The sequence below is a fragment of the Variovorax sp. P4_B11 genome, assembly GCF_056402355.1.
The window spans coordinates 1-2,210 of the sequence record NZ_JBFUHO010000142.1 but is presented as its reverse complement, the minus strand read 5'-3'; the positions used below and the strand labels follow the sequence as shown (position 1 = coordinate 2,210).

The 2,210-nt window shown below is 73.9% G+C and carries 2 protein-coding genes; both read right to left on the bottom strand.

Annotated elements, in window-relative coordinates; all coding sequences use genetic code 11:
* The coding region (locus tag AC1DYD_RS41250; protein WP_478178470.1) for a GTPase/DUF3482 domain-containing protein at window positions 1–1,291 on the bottom strand (1,291 nt) is incomplete at its 3' end.
* On the bottom strand, window positions 1,288–2,210 hold a 923-nt coding region (locus tag AC1DYD_RS41245), incomplete at its 5' end, for a DUF2868 domain-containing protein (protein ID WP_478178469.1). The genes AC1DYD_RS41250 and AC1DYD_RS41245, both read right to left, overlap by 4 nt.

The following is a 2,210-nucleotide window of genomic DNA, read 5'->3' as shown; positions in this document are numbered from 1 at the left end:
GGCTGCGCGCGGGCTGCGCCGCCCGTACCAGGTCCGCCAGCGCCTGCCGGGCGGCCGCCACCGGCTCTCCGGAGCCGGCCGCGATGCGGTCGATCGCGGCATGGCCGCGCTGCTCGAGCGCCCGCAGCATCGCGATCTGCCAGGCCGCGAGCACGAACAGCACGCGGTCTTCGACCGTCAGTTCATGCACGTCGCGCAGCTTGTTGACCAGCTTGCGGCCCAGCGGCCCGAGGCCCTGCGACACCGCGCCGCCGATGGCGCCGCCGAGCGCCGCACCGGCGCCGAGCGAGAGGCCGGCCAGCGCGAGGTCGGCCACCACGCCGACCGCGGCCCCCACCGCCACGCCCTTGCCGAGCAGGATGCCGGCGTCCTTCAGGGCCTCGGGATGGAAGAAATCCATGGCCCAGCGGCCTTCCAGCAGCGGCAGCGCGGCTTCGTCGGCATCGCCTTCGCGAAAGCCGTAGAGCGCCAGCAGGTCGTCGGCGCAGCGCTGCGCCTTGTCGAACACGGCCTGCTGCAAGGCGGAGATCGATCGCTGCCGGGTCGGCGCGTCGGCGAAGTCGGCGGCCGGCACGGTGCGCCGCATCGACGCGGCGTCGACCAGCAGCTCGGCGACGCGCAGGCCCGCCGCCTGGCGGCGCTGCGCGAATTCCTCCTCGAGGAAGACCGCCACGCGATCGAGCCGTGCCCGCCGGTCGCGCAGCAGGGTGGCGAGGTCGCGATAGAGCTCGCGCTCGGCGCCGACGAAGGGCGCTGCCGCATCGAAACGCACCACCACGTGCAGTCCATAGGCCGACAACAACGCTTTCCACGCGGCCTCGCGGCTGGCCGCATCGCGGACGAAATTGAGCACCGGCAGCAGCGGCCGCGCGCAGGCGTTCAGCAGCTCGATCTCGGCGCGGAACTTGGGCAGCACGGGTTCTCGCGCATCGATCACGAGGAACGCGGCTTCGACCTCGAGCAGCGCGCGCAGCACCTTCGCCTCCTGCTCGAAGACGCCGTGCGCCTCGGGGCCCTGCAGGAACCGGCGGATGCGCTCGGGCGGCATCGCGGCCTTGTCGAGGCCATCGATGTGTTCGCGCAGCGCGACCGCGTCCTCGAGCCCCGGCGTGTCGAGGAAGCGAACCGCCGGCGCGCCGTCGACCTGCAGGTCGACGGCCTCGACGTGGCGCGTGGTGCCGGGGCGCTCCGAGACCTCGCCGAAGTTCACGCGCCGCGTCAGCGTGCGCAGCAGCGAGGTCTTGCCGGCGTTGGCATGGCCGACCACGGCGATGCGGATCGGGGCCGTCATGCCCAGCCGTGCAACACGGCCTCCGCTGCGTCGCCGGCGCCGAGTTCCTGGAGGCCGACATCGGTCAGCCAGGCCTGCCAGCGCAGCCGGGCCGCGGCATCCGCCGGGCCGCCGAGCAGCCACAGCCGGCATTCGCCGCACAGGGCCATCACCTCGCGCAGGAAGCGCTCGGTGCCGCGGTCGGGGCTGGACGCGGCGCGGCAGCCGACCACTGCGCGCCGCGGCCGCACGCGGGCCAGGGTGTCGAGCAGTTCGCGCCGCTGGTCCGCGCTGCCGTCGATGCGCAGCGCTTGCGCGGTCGCGATGTCGAGCCGGGCCGGGGGCCACGGCTGTTCCGGCGGCAGCTCGAACCCGATGGCGATCAGGATGTCGGTGGTGTTGCCGGCCGACAGGTGCGACGGCGTGCCGGGAGGGATGCGGCCGGGATCGGCATCGACGATCTGCCGCGGCGCCAGCGCTTCGAAGCGTGCCAGCAGCCGTTGGAATCCGGGCTCGGAAAGATCGGGCTGCAGGCCCTTCCTGCGCAGGGCCCAGACGGCCGCGCTCAGCAGCGCGAAGGCCAGGCGCGGCAGCAGCCCGTAGACCACGATGCAGCCCGTGAGCCACAGCCCCCAGGCGCGCTGGCCCGAAGCCGCCGCCAGCGGCGACAGCACGGCCTGCGCGTCAGGCACCGGGAAGCCCAGCCAGGCCGGCGCCTGCCCGAGCGCCTGCACGCTGCGCACGAAGAAGGCGGGGTCGAGGATGGTGGTTTCCCAGTTCAGCGTGTAGCTGCGGAAGGCCAGCGCGAACAACAGTGCCGCGAGCACCGTCGCGAAGGACAGCGTCCAGATCGCATGGCTCACGAAGCCCAGCGCCCAGGGCAGCAGCCGGGCGCGCGCCAGCAGCCGCGTGGTGGCGCGCAGCAGCACCGGCGCCTGGC